This window comes from Streptomyces sp. NBC_00554 (genome assembly GCF_041431135.1).
Lineage (GTDB): Bacteria > Actinomycetota > Actinomycetes > Streptomycetales > Streptomycetaceae > Streptomyces.
Genome location: NZ_CP107799.1, coordinates 8,079,377 through 8,095,425, shown reverse-complemented (window position 1 = coordinate 8,095,425; position 16,049 = coordinate 8,079,377). Strand labels below are relative to the sequence as shown.

Sequence of the window (16,049 nt, the reverse complement as noted above, 5' to 3'; positions counted from 1 at the left end):
GCACGTATCCATCCCCCACGGCGCGGGCCGCGCCGCTCCGCCCCCACAACGACCGTTTCCACCAAGGACTTTGAGGAGAGGGCATGTCCCCGCGTACGAACGACAGCGCGCCGGAGAGCGAACGCGGCAGCGAGCCCGCGGACCGCGCCGCGGAGGCCATGCCCGAGGAGAGCCCCGCGCTTGCCACAGAGGGCGGGACCGGTTCCGAGGCCGAGACATCGGGCTCAGCCGCGAGCGAGGCCGGGGCCACGACCGAGGCGACCGACAAGGCCGCCGCCGAGACAGGCGACGAGATGACCGACACGGCCGCCGCCGAGGTGACCGACGACGTAGCCGACGAGCGCGTCGCCGCCGTCCGTCGGCTGTCCGCATCAGGTCGCCGCCGGCACATGGCCCAACTCGCCTTCTGCGCATCCGCGTTGGCGATCGCTCTCACCGCCGGTGCCATAGTGATCGGCGCCGTACGGGACGACGGCGGAGCGGCGACCGTCGCGTCCGCCCCCGTCGGTGTGTCGCCGCAGTTGCTCGCCGGCGGGGATCTCGACGCGAGCATCACCTCTCTGCAGGACCATCTCCGGTCCCAGCCCAAGGACTTCGGCAGCTGGTCGACGCTCGGGCTCGCGTACATCGAGCAGGCCCGCACGAAGGGCGATCCCTCCCGGTACCCGCAGGCGGAGCAGGCGCTCGACCGGTCCTTGAAGCTGCGCCCCGACAACGACCCCGCGCTCGCGGGCCGAGCGGCCTTGGCCGCCGCGCGGCACGACTTCACCGACGCCCTGAAGTACGCCGACCAGGCGCTGAAGCAGAACCCGTACAGCGAGCGGGCCCTCGCCTCCCGTATCGACGCGCTCGTCGAACTCGGCCGCTACGAGGACGCGTCGAAGGCGGCCGACACGGCCGACTCGCGCCGCCCGGGCGTCCCGGTCTTCACGCGGTACGCGTACGTCAAGGAGCTGCGCGGCGACGTGAAGACCGCCCGCCGCGTCCTGGAGCAGGCGCTGGACACGTCGACGACCCGCGGCGACGTCACGTACGTGGCGACCGCGCTCGGCCAACTCGCCTGGAACCAGGGCGAGTACGACTCGGCCCTCACGTACTACGCCCGCGCACTCGCCGCCGACGACACCTATCTCCCCGCACTCGAAGGCCGCGCCCGCACCCAGGCCGCGCAGGGCGACCGCACGGCGGCGATCAGTGGCATGGAGCAGGTCGTGGAGCGCTACCCGCTGCCCCAACCCCTCGTCGAACTCGGCGAGTTGTACGAGGCACGCGGCAAGGAGGGCGACGCGCAGAAGGCGCGCGACCAGTACACCCTGGTGGACGCGTGGGTCTCGCTGGCCCGTGCCAACGGCGTCAACGCCGACCTCGACACGGCCCTGGCCGCCGCCGACCACGGTGACAAGGAGGCCGCGCTGAAGGCGGCCCGCGCCGAGTGGGCCCGCCGCCACACCGTGCACACCGCGGACGCCCTGGCATGGGCGCTGCACGTCAACGGCCGTGACGAGGAAGCCCTGCCGTACGCCCGCGAGGCGACCGCCACCGGCTACCGCAACGCGTCCTTCCTCTACCACCGCGGCATGATCGAGCGCGCCACCGGCCACGAGAAGGCGGGCGACGCCTCCCTGAAGTCGGCCCTCGACCTCAACCCGGGATTCTCACCGCTGGGCGCCACCGCGGCCCGCAAGGCGCTGGAGGCCGACAAGTGACCCGTACACTCCGCCGCGCGCTCGGCTCCTGCGCGGCCGTCCTCACGGCCGCCTGCGCGCTCGTGCTCGTCCCCTCCGGGCAAGCGAGCGCGCATCCGCTGGGCAACTTCACGGTCAATCGGTACGACGGTCTGGTCGTCGCCCCCGGACAGCTGCGGGTCGACCATGTCGAGGACCTCGCGGAGATCCCGGCCACGCAGGCCGAGCCGCAGATCAAGAAGCTGGGGATGACGGACTGGGCCCGCGAGCGGTGCGAGACGGCCGCGCGCGACAGCGAGGTCACCGTCGGCGGGAACGAGGTCCCGCTCACCGTCGGCACGAGCGTCGCGCGCGAGCGGCCCGGGCAGGCGGGGCTCAACACCCTGCGCGTGGAATGCCGGTTGACGGCCGCGCTCCCCGAACAGGACACCGTGGACGTCGGTTTCCGGGGCGCGGGAGCCGACAAGGGGCCGGGCTGGCGGGAGATCACCGCGCGCGGTGACCGGATGACGCTCACCGCCTCGGACGTACCGAAGGAATCGGTGTCGCGGCAGCTCACCCAGTACCCGCAGGAACTGCTCTCGTCACCGGCCGACACCGCGTCCGCGTCCCTGCGGGTGCGGGCCGGTGGCCCCGCGCTGGTCGAGGACGGCCGGGACGCGCCGGCCGACTCGGTCCTCCCGCGCGGCGCCGACCGCTGGACACAGGCGCTCGACGCCCTGGTGGCCCGCCACGACCTGACGATCGGCTTCGCGGCCCTCGCCCTGCTCATCGCGGTGGGCCTCGGCGCCCTGCACGCGCTCGCACCGGGCCACGGCAAGACCCTGATGGCCGCGACGGCGGCGGCCCGCGGCGGCCGGGCGGGCCTGCGTGACGTCCTGCCGCTGGCCGCCTCGGTGACGGTCACCCACACCCTGGGCGTGGTCGCCCTCGGCCTGCTGATCACGGCCGGTTCGGCCGCGGCGCCCTCCGTGATCGCCTGGCTGGGCGTGACGAGCGGACTCCTGGTGACGCTGGCGGGCGCCACGCTCGTACGCCGGGCCTGGCGCAACCGGGCACCTGGGCACGGGCACGGACACCCCCACGGGAGCGGGCACCCGCACGACCATGAGCACGGGCACGCGCACAGCCACGGAGACGGCCACGCGCACGACCACGAACACGGCGGCGCGCACAGTCACGCGAACGACGACGGCGACGCCCACGACCATGGCCACCCGCAAACGGACCACCCGCACGAGCATGGCCACGAGCACGCCGAGCAGCCCGAACGCCACTTGGTCCTCGCGCACGCCCACGCGTCCGCCGAAGCCGCACCCCGCACCAAGTCCCCCACCCACCAGCACGCCCCCGCCCCACGGGACAAGCGGACCCCCCGCCTCCTCGAACACACCCACGGCGGCTTCACCCACACCCACCCCACCGCCCCCACCGTCCGCGGCACGATCCTGCTCGGCTTCGCCGGAGGGCTCGTGCCCAGTCCCTCCGCAGTGGTCGTCCTGGTGGGCGCCGCGGCGCTGGGGCAGGCGTGGTTCGGGTTGCTCCTCGTCCTCGCGTACGGCGTCGGGCTGGCCCTGACGCTCACGGCGGCCGGGTTCGCCGTGGTGAAGCTGGGCGACGGGGTGACCCGGGCACTGGCCCGGCGCCCGCGGCTGGCCGGCGGGCCGGTCGTGACCTTCCTGCGGAGGACCGCACCGCTGGGATCGGCGTTGGTGGTCGTAGCCCTTGGGGCTGGATTGGTGTTCAGGGGGGCGGCATCCGTCCTCGGCTGAGCTACTTTTGGGGAGAAATCACGCGGATGCGCAACGGATACGAAATGGGGGACACCCGTGTCCGAAGATCCGGGCAGTGAACGTGTGATCGCGGGGCGCTACCGACTGCTGTCGCCCCTGGGCGAAGGCGGCATGGGCACGGTGTGGCGCGCCCGTGACGAGGTGCTGCAGCGCGAGGTCGCTGTGAAGGAGGTCCGGGCGCCCGCCGGGATCCCGGCGCACGACGTCGACCGGATGTACGCGCGCCTTGAGCGGGAGGCATGGGCGGCCGCCCGTATCTCGAACCGCAATGTGGTGACGGTGTACGACGTGGCCACCGACGACGGCCGCCCCTGGATCGTGATGGAGCTGATCCGGGGCCTCGCCCTCTCCGATCTGCTGGACGCCGAGGGCCCGCTCCCCCCGCAGCGTGCCGCGCACATCGGCGCCGAGGTGCTCGCCGCACTGCGTGCCGCGCACGAGGCCGGGGTGCTGCACCGCGATGTGAAGCCGGGCAACGTCCTGATCTCGAACGACGGACGGATCGTGCTGACCGACTTCGGTATCGCGATGGTCGAGGGCAGCTCCGCGCTGACCATGACCGGCGAGGTCATCGGTTCGCCCGAATTCCTGGCCCCTGAGCGGGCGTTGGGCCGCACCCCCGGCCCCGAGTCGGACCTGTGGTCGCTGGGCGTGCTGCTGTACGCGGCAGTGGAGGGCAACTCACCCTTCCGGCAGAACACTCCGCTGAGCACCCTGCGGGCCATCGTCGACGAGCCCTTGCCGACGCCGCACCGCGCGGGCCCGCTCGCCCCGGTCATCGAAGGACTGCTGGCCAAGGACCCGGCCGAGCGGCTGGGCGCCGAGCAGGCCGAGCACGAGCTGCGGATCATCGCGGCGGGGGGCACCCTGACCACCCCGGGCTTCGGCCCGCCGCCCCCGAGCCAGGAGGCGCCCACGATCGCGGCGTTCCCCCAGGATCCCCGCGGATCAACACCGCCGACGCCTTATCCGGCGGCCGGCGCGACCGTTCCCGCGACCACCGCCACGCCGGGGCCCGACCGCAATCGCCGCGCCGCCGTCGTGTTGATCGCGGGGATGGTGGCGCTCGCGCTCGCGCTGGCCGGACTGACGTACGCCCTAATCAACCGCGACAACGGGGACGACGGCGGAGGGGACGCCATCAGCAGCGGCGGCACCAACAACGGTGCGGGCGGCGCGAGTTCGGAGACGGGGAACAACAACAGCGGGAGCGATCAGGGTGCGAGTGGCGGAAGCCCTTCCACCAGCCCGCCGGCCGGCGAGAGCCGGACGACCACGCCGCCGCCCGCCCAGTCCGTACAGGTGACGGTCGCCGGTGCGCACACCGACTACTCCGGCGCCTGCCCGCCTCCCGACGCACAAGCACCCACTTTCACGGCGACGTTCACGGTCGGCCGGGTGCCGGCGGAGGTCCAGTACCGCTGGGTGACGGAGACCGGCGAGGTGTCGGACCCGGGCTGGAAGACCGTGTCGTTCCCCGCGAGCGGCGGCAGGACCCAGCAGAAGGCGGTCGTGGTGACGACGTACGACGAGTCGGGGACGTACGAGAACAAGATCGGCGTGGAGATCCGCAGCCCTGTGCAGGCGACGTCCAACTCGGTGCCGTTCTCGGTCACTTGCGTGACGGAGACCCCGTCGGACGGGGCCTCCGCTTCCGGCTCTCCCTACTAGAGAGGACTTCCGTCTCTCTCTACTAGGAGGGTCAGGCCACGGCGGTGAAGACCGGCAGATAGCCGCCGGACTGGCCCGCTGCGGTCGGGTGGTACGACTCACCGATGTTCAGCCAGTTCACGCTGTGCAGCCAGGCGCTGCCCGAGCAGATCTCGTGGCCGGTGAAGGTGCCCCTGACGTCGCCGAAGGTGAAGCCGTGGTTGGCGGCACGCTTGGCGATCACGCTGTCCAGGTAGTCGGCGGCGCCGTTGATCGCGGCTCGCTCGGCCTCCGAAAGGCCGGTCAGGCAGCTGCCGTTGAGCTTGTAGAAGCGGGGGTAGCCCAGGACGACCACATGGGCGGACGGGGCCTTCGCGCTGATCGCCGAGTAGACGGTGTCGAGTTTGCCGGGGAGTGTCGAGTCGACGTAGGCCTTCGCGGTCGCGATGCGTGCGAGGCAGTTGCTCTCGGACTGGAGCACGCACGTCGTCATGACGTCGGCGAAGCCCGCGTCGTTGCCGCCGATGCTGAGGGAGACAAGGCCGGTGGAGGAGTTGAGGGGGGTCAGCTGGTTGGCGACGACATCACCCGTACGAGCGCCCGAGCAAGCGGTGAAGTTGAACGACGAGGGTGAATGCGCGGCCGCCCAGAGGTAGGGGTAGGCCTTCGTGCTGCGCTTGCAGTCGCCGCTGGAGCTGATGTAGCTGCCCGCGCCGACGCCGGAGGAGTAGGAGTCACCGAGGGCCACATAGCCGGTGGCCGCAAGGGTTGAGGACGCCTGCGCCGCCGCTGCCCCGGTAAGGGCGAAGCCGACGGCGAGGAGGAGTGAGGTCACGTATGCCGTAATTCGGGAACGTCTCATGGAACCTCCCTTTAGCAGGATCTCTGCCACAACTTTCGTACCAGCTACGCGTGTTGACAGGAAGTGTCCATGCCAAGACTTTCGGGGCCTTTCCGGTCCCTACCCTGTGTGTTCACCATGAGTTTGATTACGTGCTCATGACAGAGTCGTGACAAGAGGTCAACTCCCTTGAGTCGCAAGGGGAGATCACCGAGTCTTTACCTCGACCCGGGGTGGAACGCGACACTCCGGGCTGTGCGCCCGATCTCCGCGCACCCCCACACGCGCGCGCCCCACCCAGGCGCCGCTGCCCGAGGAGGACTCCCTCGTAATGGCACAACTGCGTAGCAAGAAGATCCGGATCGCCGCGATAACCTCCGTGGCGACCGCAGCCCTTGTAGGCGGACTCACCGCGCTCCCCGCCCAGGCCGCACCGGCCAAGGGCACGGTGCTCGCCGCCGGCTCCCCCACGGCCGTCAAGGACAGCTACATCATCACGCTCAAGAAGGCGGCCGGATTCAAGGCCTCTTCGAGCGAGGGCAAAGAGCTGATCAACGAGTACGGCGGCACGGTGAAGAAGACGTTCGGCGCCGCGCTGAACGGCTACACGGCCACCCTCTCGGCGGACGAGGCCGCGAGACTCGCCGCCGACCCGTCGGTCGCCACGGTCGAGCAGAACCAGACGGTCCACCTCACCGACACCACGCAGACCAGCGCCCCCTGGGGCCTGGACCGCATCGACCAGGCGGCGCTGCCGCTCTCCACCACCTACACCTACCCGGACACCGCGGGCACCGGCGTGACCGCGTACGTCATCGACACCGGCGTCCGCATCACGCACACCCAGATCTCCGGGCGCGCCACCTACGGCTACGACGCCGTCGAGGGCGACAGCGTCGCGCAGGACGGCAACGGCCACGGCACCCATGTGGCCACCACCATCGCGGGCTCCACCTACGGTGTCGCCAAGAAGGCGAACATCGTGGCTGTCCGCGTGCTCGACAACGCCGGCTCCGGCACCACCGCGGGCGTCATCGCGGGCATCAACTGGGTGACCGCGAACCACACCACCCCGTCGGTCGCCAACATGTCGCTCGGCGGATCCGCCTCCACCACACTGGACACGGCCGTCTCGAACTCCATCGCGAGCGGCGTGACCTACGCGATCGCGGCGGGCAACAGCAACGCCAACGCCTCCTCGTACTCCCCCGCCCGGGTCGCCACAGCGATCACGGTCGGCGCCACCACCAGCACGGACGCCAGGGCCAGCTACTCCAACTACGGCTCGGTCCTGGACATCTTCGCCCCCGGTTCCTCGATCGTCGCCGGTTACAACACCAGCGACACCGCCACCGCCACGCTCTCGGGTACGTCGATGGCCACGCCGCACGTCGCGGGCGCGGCGGCGATCTACCTCGCGAGCCACACCTCGGCCACCCCGGCGCAGGTCTCCGCGGCCCTGGTCGCCGGTGCCACCTCCAACGTGGTCACCAGCCCGGGCACCGGCTCGCCGAACAAGCTCCTGAAGCTCGTCCCGTAACGCCCCAACTCGCTTGACCTGAGCGGCAGTTCCCCGGAGGCAGCCGGCGCCTCCGGGGAACCGTTGTCTGAGGACCGGAGTGAGTCTCGCCAACGGCTTCCGCATCTTGACGGCCACGCGTACGCTGCGCGACATTGAAGCCCGGCATCCGGCGCTTCGGGGGGCAAAGTCGCCAATGCAGACCATACGTATGAAGACACCTTCATCAGGCACCACGGACACCACGAAGGAGACGGGGCAGGGTCCGGGGAGGGACCTGCTGCCGCTGCTCGCCGGTGCCGCGACGGTCGTGGGAGCCGTCGGCGCGATTCTTGCGTTCGCCGACGCGGACTCACCGCTGCGCGGCCCTTTCACGCTGTTCTTCCTGCTCGCCGCGCCGTCGGCCGCCATCGCGGCCGCGCTGCGCGGCCTTGAACCGTTCGGCCGCGTCCTGGCGTCGGTCGCCGGAGGGGGCGCCGTCAACATGCTGGTGGCCCAGGGCATGCTGGCCCTGCACCAGTGGTCGATGCCCGGTGGGATCGCAGCCGTCACCGCGCTCAGCACCCTCATGCTCCTGCTGGTACTGGTACGACGCCTGCGTGGCCGTACCTCGAGTAGGCGGGCCTCCTGACGTGGACATCAGCGTGTACCGTCCCGGCGAGCTGACAGCCACCGACCGGGCGGCGTGGACCGCCCTGCAGTCGAAGGCCCATCTGAACGGCTCGCCCGAGCTGGCGAACCCGTTCCTGTCCCCTGAGTTCGCACTCGCGGTGGGCCGCTGCCGGCGCGGCGTGCGGATCGCCGTCGTGCGGGAGAACGGCGAGGGAGTGGCGTACTTCCCCTTCCAGCGCACCGGAGCCGGCATCGGCCGGGCCGTCGGCATCGGCGTCTCGGACTGCCAGGGTGTCGTGCACCGGCCCGGCTTCGCCTGGGACGCCCACGAGCTGCTGCGGGCCTGCGGGCTCGCCGTGTGGGAGTTCGACCATCTGGTGGAGGGGCAGGCGCCGTTCGAGGCGGGCGCCTCCGGCACCTTCCCCTCCCCGGTCATGGACGTCGACCAGGGGTACGAGACGTATCTGAGCCAACTGCGCGAGCGGTCACCGAAGTTCACCAGGACGACGCTCGCCAAGGAGCGCAAGCTCGGCCGGGACGCCGGCGAGGTGCGCTACGTCCACGACGAGCGCGACCCCGAGGCGCTGCGCACCCTGATGGACTGGAAGTCCGCGCAGTACCGCAGGACCGGGCGCAGCGACCGCTTCGCGCACCCCTGGATCACGCATCTGGTGCAGCAGCTCTTCCACACCCGCTCCGAGCAGTTCGCGGGGATCCTGTCGGTGCTGTACGCGGACGGCAGGCCGGTCGCCGGGCACTTCGGGCTGCGCTCCGGACGGGTTCTGGCCTGCTGGTTCCCGGCGTACGACCCGGCGTTCTCGAAGTACTCCCCCGGGCTGATCCTGCATTTGCGCATGGCCGAGGCGGCCGCCGCCGACGGAATTGCATATCTGGATCTTGGGCGCGGCCAGAAGGAATACAAGGACTCCCTGAAGACGCGGGAACTCGCCGTATCGGAAGGGTGGGTGACCCGGCGTCATCCGATCGCCATCGGGCACCGGGCGCGCCGCGCCCCGGTCCGGGCACTGCGCAATGCGGTGCTGGCCCGGCCGGAGCTGTTCGAGCCGGCCGACAGGATCCTCAAGCGGATGGGCAAAATCCGTTCGAGGCATTAGGTAACGGTCAAACCATCAAAAACGTGAGGCCTTCGTTCCAGGTCTTGCCATACGGTCTCATTCATCAATACCGTCGTACATCTCACCCGCATCGGGTCATCAACGCATATGCGATCTAGGGGAGGGCTCAAGATCGCGACGACGGCCCGGAGCGGGGCGCGGTAGGGGGGTGCCGTGCTCGGTGACCACTTGTGCCGAGTCGTCCGCGCGACCGGCTTTTGCGTTTTCTGAAAGCCGGCAGCTTTGCCAGCTCACCCGGCACGCACGGAGATCTATTTCGTTATGCCGTAAGTGAGAACCCCCCTTTCGAACCGGACAAAGAGCCGGACCGCCCAGGGGCGGGCGGTCCACCGGACGAGAGGGACCAGACTCATGAGCTCAGTTCTGCGCCCAGCAGTTTCGGGCCAAGATCCGACCATGGCCGCCAAATACCGACCGATCTCCTCTCACCTGGCCATTGCGCCACCGGTGAGTGTGGTGATTCCGGCCATGAATGAGGCCGAGAATCTTCCGTACGTCTTCAAGACACTTCCCGACTGGATACATGAAGTGGTTCTTGTGGACGGCAATTCCACCGACGACACCGTCGAAGTGGCCCGTGGACTGTGGCCCGACGTCAAGGTCGTCAAGCAGCGCGGAAAGGGCAAGGGGGATGCCCTGATCACCGGGTTCGAGGCGTCGACCGGCGACATCATCGTGATGGTCGACGCGGACGGCTCGGCCGACGGCAACGAGATCGTGTCGTACGTCTCGGCGCTGGTGTCCGGGGCGGACTTCGCCAAGGGCTCGCGGTTCGCCAACGGCGGCGGCACGTCCGACATGACACCGATCCGCAAACTCGGCAACCATGTGCTGTGCGCGGCCGTCAACGCCAAGTTCGGCGCGCGTTACACCGACCTCTGCTACGGATACAACGCGTTCTGGCGGCACTGCCTGGACAAGATCGACCTCGACTGCACCGGCTTCGAGGTCGAGACCCTGATGAACATCCGGGTCGTCAAGGCGGGTCTCAAGGTCCAGGAGATCCCGAGCCACGAGTACCTCCGCATCCACGGCTCCAGCAATCTGCGGGCCGTCCGGGACGGAATCCGGGTGCTCAAGGTGATCCTCAAGGAGCGCTCCAACCGGCGTGCGCTGCGCCGCAGGCCGCACGCCGCTCAGATCAACTCGGGCCTGGGAGAGGTGTCTTGAGCGAGCATGACATCTCCGTTGTGGTCTGCGTCTACACCGAGGACCGCTGGGAGGACATCCTCGCGGCGGTCTCCTCGGTAGCGGCGCAGTCCCTGCCCGCGCTGGAAACGCTCCTGGTCGTGGACCACAACGCCGCTCTCCTGGAGCGGCTGACCAGGGAGTACAAGGAGACCGACGGGGTGCGGGTGCTCGCCAACGCGGGCCCCCGCGGCCTGTCCGCCGGCCGCAACACCGGTATCGCCGCCGCGCGCGGCGGGATCATCGCCTTCCTCGACGACGACGCCGTCGCCGAGCGGGACTGGCTGCGGTACTTCGCGTCGGGTTACGCGGATCCGCGGGTCATGGCCGTCGGCGGCCGCACGATGCCGATCTGGGCGTCGGGCCGCCGGCCCGCCTGGTTCCCCGAGGAGTTCGACTGGGTGGTGGGCTGCACATACCGGGGCCTGCCCCCGGGCCGGGTCCAGGTCCGCAACGTCCTCGGCGGCAACGCCTCGTTCCGCCGTACGGCGTTCGACGCGGCCGGGGGCTTCGCGACCGGCATCGGCCGCGACGGCGACAAACGCCCGCTGGGCTGCGAGGAGACGGAGCTGTGCATCCGCCTCACCCGCGCCAGACCGGACGCGATCCTGCTGATCGACGACCGGGCGGTCATCCACCACCGGGTGCCGGAAGCACGCGAGCACTTCGCGTACTTCCGCACGCGGGCGTACGCCGAGGGCCTCTCCAAAGCCCTCGTCGCCCGAAGTGTCGGCGCCGACAAGGGACTTGAGTCCGAGCGCCGCTACACCACCCGTGTGCTGCCCGCCGGAGTCGCCCGCGGACTGCGGGACGCGGTACTGGCACGCCCGGGCGGCGCCGGCCGCGCGGGAGCCATCGTCGCCGGAGTGCTGACGGCCGCGGGCGGGTACGCACTCGGGAGCATCCGGGCCCGCAGGGGCGGCGCCACGTTCTCCGTCGTGGAGATCGAGGTGGCCCCGCCCCCGGCAGCGGACGACGAGGAGGCCGCGGCATGAACGGACCTGTGCCGATCCTCATGTACCACTCGATCGCACGGCAGCCGAGCGACGCGACGCGCGAACTGTCCGTCACGCCCGACGCCTTCGCCGAGCAGATGGCGCTGCTCTACGACCAGAGGTTCACCCCGGTCAGCACGGCTCGGCTGGCGGCGAGTTGGCGCGAGGGCGGACCGCTGCCGCTGCGGCCCGTCCTCGTCACCTTCGACGACGGCTACGAGGGCGTGCACCGGCACGGGCTGCCCGTGCTCGCCAAGCACGGCTTCGCGGCCACGCTGTTCGTCTCGACGGGGTGGATCAGGGGCGCGTACGACACCGGGGGCAGCCTCGACACCATGCTGGACTGGGACCAGGTGCGCAAACTCGCCGCCGAGCAGGTCGAGATCGGCGGGCACAGTCATACGCACCCGCAGATGGACCAGCTCGCCGAGGACGCGCTCCGGTTCGAGGTGCTGCGCTGCAGGGAGATCATCGCCGACGAACTGGGCACCGGCCCCGCCTCGTTCGCGTACCCGTACGGCTACTCCAGCCGCCGGGTGCGCCAAGCGGTGCGTGCGGCGGGCTTCGCCCAGTCGCTCGCCGTCGGCAACGCCCTGGCGCGCCGCCGCCAGGGACCGTACGCCCTGCAGCGTGTCACCGTGCGCCGCAGCACCGGGATAGAGGAGTTCGAGCGGCTCGTCGAAGGCCGCGCGATCGCCCTCAACTTCGCCAGGGACCGCGCCCTCACCAAGGGGTACGCCATGGTCCGAAGAGCACGACAGGTCCGCCGAAAGGCCATCAGTTCCCGTGTCTGACACGACGACCACCACCCAGGCTTCATCGCCGACCGCCGAGGCGCCCGCACAGCGCACGGGCCGCCGCCTCCGCCTGCCCGGCCGCGGCAAGGGCGGGAGCGGAGGAAACCAGCTGTTCCGCAACGCCTACGCCCTGATGCTCAACACCGGTATCTCCGCGGTGCTCGGGCTCGGCTACTGGCTGGTCGCCGCCCGCTACTACTCCGAGACCGCGGTCGGCCAGGGTTCCGCGGCGATCGCCGCGATGAAGCTCCTCGCGGGCCTCACCGCGGTGACCCTGACGGGCGCCCTGGCGCGCTTCATCCCGGTCGCGGGGCGCGCCACCGGGCGCCTCATCTTCCGTACGTACGCGGGCAGTTCGGTGGTCGTGGCGCTGGCCGCCGTCGCCTTTCTGCTCACGCTGAACATCTGGGGACCCTCGTACCGGTTCCTGCAGGGACCGCTGCCCGGCCTCGGCTTCGTCCTCGCGGTCGTCGCCTGGTCGCTGCTGACGCTCCAGGACGGGGTGCTGACCGGCCTGCGCAGCGCGCTGTGGGTGCCGGTCGGCAACACCGTGTTCTCCGTGGTGAAGCTGGTGCTGCTCGTCGCCCTGGCCTCCGCGATCCCCGCGACGGGCGTCTTCGTGTCGTGGGTCGCGGCGATCGCCATGTCCGCCGTACCGCTCGGCTGGCTGGTCTTCCGGCGCCTGGTGCCCCGCCATGTGAAGGCGACCAAGGAGGACACGGAAGCACCCTCGGTCAAGGAGATCGGGCACTTCCTCGCGGGCGACTACACCGGCTCGCTGTTCTCCCTCGCCGTGGTCTACCTCGTCCCGGTGATCGTGGCCTCGCAGGTCAGTTCCGCCGACAACGCGTACTTCTACATCACCGCGACCATCGGCGGCACGGTCAACCTGCTGGCCATCAACATGGGTGCCTCGCTCACCGTCGAGGGCTCGCACGACCCGGCACGGCTGGCCGCCAACACCCGGGCAGCGCTCAAGCGGATGGCGCGGATCATGCTGCCGGTGGGCGCGCTCCTGTTCCTCGGCGCGCCGTTCATCCTGCGCGTCTTCGGCCAGGGGTACGCGGACGCGGCGACACCGCTGCTGCGCTGGTTCGCCATCGGCGGGCTGCTGCGGGTCGTCATGGAGACGTACTTCGCGGTCCTTCGCGCCCAGAGCCGCACGGCCGGACTCGCCTGGCTCCAGGGCCTGTTGTGCGCCCTGGTGCTCGGTCTGACGGTGATCCTCCTGCCCCGGATGGGCCTGACCGGCGCGGGCGTCGCGGAGGTCGCCAGCCTCGCCGTGATCGTGACGATCTCCGCGCCCCGGCTGTACCGGATCCTGCGGACCGCGCCCGCCGAGGTGCCCGCGGGCGCGGCACCGGACGGGGACCTCGCCGACCTCGGGGCGCGCGAGGTGCCCAAGCCGAAGCGCGGGCCCGCGTGGGCGCTGGACGCGGACACCCTCGCCATGGGCGTCCATGTCGACTTCGACCACCTGGAGCGTCGGCCGGACGTGCGGCCGGGCCCGGGGACACCGCCCAGCGGAACACCGGCGGTGCGCCCCATTCACCGGCCGACCTGGGCGCTGGGAACGAAGCCGTCGGTGGTCGGGCTGCCCGTGGAGGCACGGGAACCGGGTTCGGAGGCCTCGGTGGGCCCTTCGGAAGCTCCGGAGATAGACGCCCCCTTCGAAGCACAGGAGTCGGAAAGCGCCCCGATAGGGGCGCGGGGCGTGACATCCAGCGGCTCCGCCGCGTGGGCGCGACCAGCCACAGAGAACCCGCACCCGGCAGACAGGGAAGACCCCCCACCCCCGTCCCCGCACAAGGGGTTGACACCCCCGACCAAACCGGGGGTGATCCTCGGCTGCCTGCTGATCTCGGCCCTGCTCCTCTACTGGGTCCCCGCACTCACCCTCAACGACGGCGCCCTCGACCGCATGGGCGGGCTCGGACTGATCTCCGTGCTGCCCCTGCCGACCCTCGTCGGCGCCGCCCTCCTGATCACGGTCTTCGCCTCACTGCTCTGGATGGCCCGCGAACACAAGGGGCTCCTCCTCGTCACCCTGCTCGCCACCGTGGTCTCGCTGCACGCGCTCCCGGCTGTGATCGAGACGGAGCCGCGGTTCGCGACGGCATGGCAGCACCTGGGGTTCCTGGACTACATCGACCGCACCGGATCCGCCGTACCCGACCTGGACGCCCGCTGGAGCTGGCCGGGCTTCTTCGCGGCGGCCGCGTTCGTCGCGAAGGCCTGCGGGGTCACCGACCTCACCGAGGTGATCCGCTGGTGGCCGCTGGCCATGCAACTCCTCTACCTGGCACCGATGTTCCTGCTCGTACGCTCGATGCGGGCGGGCTGGCGGGCCAAGTGGACCGGCATCTGGATCTTCGTACTCAGCGGCTGGGTCGGCCAGGACTACTTCTCCCCGCAGGGCTTCACCTATCTGCTGTACCTCGTCTTCGTGGCGATCCTCCTCGTCTGGTTCCGGGCACCGCGCGTGCTCTGGACGAAGAGGCGGCCCGGCGAGGCCGAGGTCGAGCCGGCGAACCGCCGCCAACAGGCCGTGCTGCTCATGGTGTTGATCGGCCTGTTCGCGGCGACCGTACCGGCGCACCAGCTCACCCCGTTCGTGATGCTGGGCGTCCTCGCGGTCCTCGTCCTCGTCGGCCGCTCCGAACTGCGCGGCCTGCCCATCCTGTTCGCGGTACTGGTCGCCGTCTGGGTCGGCTTCATGGCCGAGCCGTACTGGTCGGGCCACTTCAACGAGCTGTTCGGCGGGGTCGGCGGCGTGGGCGGCAATGTGTCCTCGTCGGTCTCCGGGCGCATCGAGGGCGGCAGTTCGACCCACAAGCTCGTCCTCTACACGCGTGTGCTGCTGGCCGCCGGCGTGATGACCTTCGCCTGCTACGGCTGGTGGCGCCGCCGCGAGAACAAGTACCGCGAGCGCTCGCTGCTCGTCCTCACCTTCGTGCCGTTCCTGGGCTTCGGCATGCAGTCGTACGGCGGCGAAATGGCGCTGCGCGTCTTCATGTTCGCCCTCCCGGGCGCGGCCATGCTCGCCGCACTCGCCCTCTTCCCGCGCACCGGCGTCACCGCGAAGGAACGGGACAGGGACCGCGTGAGCCTCGCACCGCTCGCCGCCCTGATGGCGGGCCTGGTCCTCATGGGCGGCTTCCTGGTGGCCCGCTGGGGCAACGAGCCCTTCGAGCGGGTCAGGCCGGGCGAGGTCGCCGCCATGAACTACGTGTACGCGCACGACGATCCGACCGTGCGGCTGCTGTGGATGAGCAACGACACCGTCGAGAACGTCACGCCCTCGATTCCCTGGGGCTCGCGGGACATGGAGAAGGTGGAGTACGTGCCCACGCTGGCGCCCGTCGATCCGGTCCTGGTGTCGGGCCTGGTCAAGGCGCTCAAGGACGCGGGCCCGAACTCGTACCTGATGATCAACCGCAGTCAGGTCGTCTATCTCCAGCTGGACGTGGGCTATTCACCGACCTGGCAGACGCGGCTCCTCAAGAACCTCGACGAACGACAGGAGCTGAAGAAGGTCTTCGTCAACGACGACGTCACGATGTACTCCCTGCGCAAGCAGCCCGAGGGCGAGATCCCGAAGGCCGATCCGGGGCCGATCGGGCCCCAGGTGACCTGGACGCCGTGGTCGGTCGTGGGTGGTCTCGCGGCCGTCGCGCTGATCGTGCTGCTGACGGCGCGGGAGGCCGTACGGGTCGCGGTCCGGCCCAGCGTGCGGCAACTGCGGTGGCTGCAGAGCAGCTTCTGGTTCGCGCTGCCGCTGCTCGCGGTGCTGCTGGCTTCGCTGGTGCAGCGGTTCCTGACGATGAAGTAGT

Annotated in this window: 11 protein-coding genes; 10 read left to right on the top strand and 1 reads right to left on the bottom strand. The window is 70.5% G+C overall.

Annotation, left to right across the window (positions count from 1 at the left end; translation table 11 throughout):
• Window positions 1-83: 83 nt before the first annotated feature.
• From OG266_RS35695 to OG266_RS35685, 3 genes are read left to right on the top strand one after another with little or no spacing between them, the layout of a single operon-like run.
• The gene (locus OG266_RS35695; protein WP_371550767.1) at window positions 84-1,706 is read left to right on the top strand and encodes a tetratricopeptide repeat protein; all 1,623 of its coding nucleotides are present in this window, start codon (window positions 84-86) and stop codon (window positions 1,704-1,706) included.
• Window positions 1,703-3,457: a sulfite exporter TauE/SafE family protein gene (locus tag OG266_RS35690; protein ID WP_371550765.1), complete on the top strand. Its 1,755-nt coding sequence runs from the start codon at window positions 1,703-1,705 to the stop codon at window positions 3,455-3,457. Before OG266_RS35695 ends, OG266_RS35690 begins: the two co-directional genes overlap by 4 nt.
• A gap of 57 nt (window positions 3,458-3,514) precedes the next feature.
• Complete coding sequence (locus OG266_RS35685) at window positions 3,515-5,149, top strand: serine/threonine-protein kinase (protein ID WP_371550763.1); 1,635 nt, start codon at window positions 3,515-3,517, stop codon at window positions 5,147-5,149.
• A 31-nt stretch (window positions 5,150-5,180) separates the two neighbouring features.
• On the opposite strand, the gene OG266_RS35680 is transcribed toward OG266_RS35685, so the two are convergent.
• Window positions 5,181-5,990, bottom strand: a complete 810-nt coding sequence (locus tag OG266_RS35680) for an SGNH/GDSL hydrolase family protein (protein ID WP_371550760.1) — start codon at window positions 5,988-5,990, stop codon at window positions 5,181-5,183.
• Between the two features lie 310 nt (window positions 5,991-6,300).
• Here OG266_RS35680 and OG266_RS35675 point away from each other — a divergent pair, with 310 nt between their 5' ends.
• From OG266_RS35675 to OG266_RS35645, 7 genes are all read left to right on the top strand, one after another.
• Window positions 6,301-7,509, top strand: coding sequence for a S8 family peptidase (locus OG266_RS35675; protein ID WP_266466682.1), 1,209 nt, complete (start codon window positions 6,301-6,303; stop codon window positions 7,507-7,509).
• Window positions 7,510-7,699: 190 nt separating this feature from the next.
• Window positions 7,700-8,119: a hypothetical protein gene (locus OG266_RS35670; protein WP_371550758.1), complete on the top strand. Its 420-nt coding sequence runs from the start codon at window positions 7,700-7,702 to the stop codon at window positions 8,117-8,119.
• Window position 8,120: 1 nt separating this feature from the next.
• Window positions 8,121-9,215: a GNAT family N-acetyltransferase gene (locus OG266_RS35665; RefSeq protein WP_371550756.1), complete on the top strand. Its 1,095-nt coding sequence runs from the start codon at window positions 8,121-8,123 to the stop codon at window positions 9,213-9,215.
• 372 nt (window positions 9,216-9,587) lie between these two features.
• On the top strand, window positions 9,588-10,406 hold the full coding sequence (locus OG266_RS35660) for a glycosyltransferase family 2 protein (protein WP_266466676.1): 819 nt from the start codon (window positions 9,588-9,590) through the stop codon (window positions 10,404-10,406).
• Entirely contained in the window at window positions 10,403-11,419 is a 1,017-nt protein-coding gene (locus OG266_RS35655) for a glycosyltransferase family 2 protein (protein WP_371550753.1), read from the top strand. Before OG266_RS35660 ends, OG266_RS35655 begins: the two co-directional genes overlap by 4 nt.
• A complete protein-coding gene (locus OG266_RS35650) occupies window positions 11,416-12,213 on the top strand; it encodes a polysaccharide deacetylase family protein (protein ID WP_371550751.1) in 798 nt (265 codons plus the stop codon). The genes OG266_RS35655 and OG266_RS35650 overlap by 4 nt, the downstream gene beginning before the upstream one ends.
• Window positions 12,206-16,048 (top strand): lipopolysaccharide biosynthesis protein, encoded by a 3,843-nt coding sequence (locus tag OG266_RS35645; RefSeq protein WP_371550748.1) that lies wholly within the window; start codon window positions 12,206-12,208, stop codon window positions 16,046-16,048. Before OG266_RS35650 ends, OG266_RS35645 begins: the two co-directional genes overlap by 8 nt.
• Window position 16,049: the final 1 nt, after the last annotated feature.

Coding starts and splice junctions, on each gene's coding strand:
- OG266_RS35650 (WP_371550751.1), top strand. CDS start 11,416: ATGAACGGACCTGTGCCGATCCTCATGTACCACTCGATCGCACGGCAG.
- OG266_RS35680 (WP_371550760.1), bottom strand. CDS start 5,990: ATGAGACGTTCCCGAATTACGGCATACGTGACCTCACTCCTCCTCGCC.
- OG266_RS35675 (WP_266466682.1), top strand. CDS start 6,301: ATGGCACAACTGCGTAGCAAGAAGATCCGGATCGCCGCGATAACCTCC.
- OG266_RS35670 (WP_371550758.1), top strand. CDS start 7,700: ATGAAGACACCTTCATCAGGCACCACGGACACCACGAAGGAGACGGGG.
- OG266_RS35695 (WP_371550767.1), top strand. CDS start 84: ATGTCCCCGCGTACGAACGACAGCGCGCCGGAGAGCGAACGCGGCAGC.
- OG266_RS35660 (WP_266466676.1), top strand. CDS start 9,588: ATGAGCTCAGTTCTGCGCCCAGCAGTTTCGGGCCAAGATCCGACCATG.